Annotated in this window: 1 protein-coding gene; it reads right to left on the reverse strand. The window is 71.7% G+C overall.

Translation table 11 applies throughout. The features are described 5' to 3' along the window. Positions 1-2,173, reverse strand: a 2,173-nt coding sequence (locus ABD371_RS35615) for an amino acid adenylation domain-containing protein (protein ID WP_344486891.1), incomplete at its 3' end; no start/stop codon positions are given. Positions 2,174-2,191 lie beyond the last annotated feature (18 nt).

Consider the following 2,191-nt stretch of genomic DNA (forward strand, 5'->3'; position numbering starts at 1 on the left):
TCGCCCCACCACGCTGCGCCAACTCCACCAACCGCGCATGCGTACCAGCACCCACCCGCACCGAAGCCGTACCACCACGGAACGACGACACACCCGGCCGCCGACGATCCACCGGCAACACCAGCTCTTCCGGAGCCCCTTCCAGGGCCTGCCGCCAGTAGTCGAGCTGCGCGCTGATCAGGCTGTCCGGGTCGTCCAGTTCGCCCAGCTCGTCGCGCTGCCAGAGCGCGTAGTCCGCGTACTGCACGGGCAGCGGGTCCCAGCCGGGGGCCCGGCCTTCGCCGCGTGCTCCGTAGGCGAACCGCAGGTCGCGCGTCAGCACGCCCATCGACCAGCCGTCGGACGCGACATGGTGGACCACGATCAGCAGCACATGCTCCGTGGGGCCGATCCGCATCAGCCAGGTCCGCCAGGGCAGATCGACGCTGAGGTCGAAGCCCCGGAGCGAGTGCGCCGCGAGCGTCTCCTCGAGTTCGGCCTCGGTGGTCTCCACGATCTCCAGCCGGGGCCGGCCCGCCGCGCCCGCGACGATCTCCTGACGCGGGGTGCCGTTCGTCTCGGGGAAGACGGTCCGCAGGCTCTCGTGCCGGTCGGCCACATCGCCGAGAGCCGCCTCCAGCGCGACCACGTCCAGCTCGCCCGACATCTTGAGTGCCATCGGCAGGTTGTAGCCCGCGCCCTCGCCCACGCCCTCCAGCCGGTTGAGGAACCACATCCGCTGCTGCGCGTAGGACAGCGGCAGCACATCCGGCCGAGGCTGCGGTGTCAGGGCGGTACGGGTCTCGCCGTCCGTGGCGTCGATCAGGCCGGCCACTCCCGCCACGGTCGGCGCGGCGAACAGATCCCGGATGCTGACCTCGGCGTCCAGGGTCGAGCGGATCTGGGAGACCAGCCGCATCGCGAGCAGCGAGTCACCACCGAGGTCGAACCAGGAGGTCTCCGCGCCGACCCGGTCCAGTCCGAGGATCTCGCCGAAGAGCGCGGCGACGGCCTCCTCCGTCGGTGTGGCGGCGGCCCGGCTCTCGGCCAGCGCCTCGAAGTCGGGCGCGGGCAGCGCGGCCCGGTCCAGTTTGCCGTTGACGGTGACCGGCAGGGCGTCCAGGACGACGACCGCCGCCGGAACCATGTAGTCGGGGAGCCGGGAGCCGACGAACTCGCGCAGGATCCCGCTGTCGATCGAACCGTCGGCGGCGGGGACGGTGTACGCCACCAGCCGCTTGTCACCCGGCCGGTCCTCGCGGACGATCACGGCGACCTGACCGACACTCTCGTGCCCGGCGAGGACCGACTCGATCTCACCCGGCTCCACCCGGAAGCCGCGGATCTTCACCTGCTCGTCCGCACGCCCCGCGAAGACCAGCTCACCACCCGCCGTCCACCGGACCAAGTCACCAGTGCGATACATCCGCACACCCACCTCGAACGGGCTCGCCACGAACCGCTCCGACGTCAGCCCCGGCCGGCCGAGATAGCCGCGCGCCAGCCCCGGACCCGACACATACAGCTCCCCCGCCACCCCGACCGGCACCGGCTGGAGGAACCCGTCCAGCACATAGGCCCTGGTGTTGCCGAGCGGACGTCCGATCGGCACCGGGCTGGTCTCACCCACCGGGGAGAGCGCTCCGCTCATCGACGCGCAGACGGTGACCTCGGTCGGGCCGTAGGCGTTGACCAGCCGCAGGCCGGCCGACCAGCGCTCGACCAGCGACGGCGGGCAGACCTCGCCCGCCACGACCAGGCTGACGACGCTCTCCGGCAGCTGCCGCACGGGCGCGAGCACCGACGGCGGCACGGTCACATGGGTCACGCCGAAGGATTCCGCGACCTCTTCGAGGGAACCGTGCGGCGGGAGGCTCTCCGCGTCGGCCACCACCAGCGCGGCACCCGACAGGAGGGCCATGCACAGCTCCCACACCGAGGCGTCGAAGCTCAGCGAGGAGAGCTGGAGCACCCGGGAGTCGGGGCCGACACCCAGTCCGGTCATCTGGGCGGCGACGAGGTTGCCCAGGCCGCGATGGGACACGACCACACCCTTGGGTCGGCCCGTGGAGCCGGAGGTGTAGGTGACGTACGCGACATCGTCCAGACCGGCCCGCTCCACCACACCGGGATCAAGGCCGGGCTCAGGTTCGGTCGCGGGGTCGAAGACCCAGGACGCCGTACCCTCCGGCACCAGCGGACCAGTCCCCTC

This window comes from Streptomyces amakusaensis, from assembly GCF_039532665.1.
In the GTDB taxonomy this organism is placed as follows: Bacteria; Actinomycetota; Actinomycetes; order Streptomycetales; family Streptomycetaceae; genus Streptomyces; species Streptomyces amakusaensis.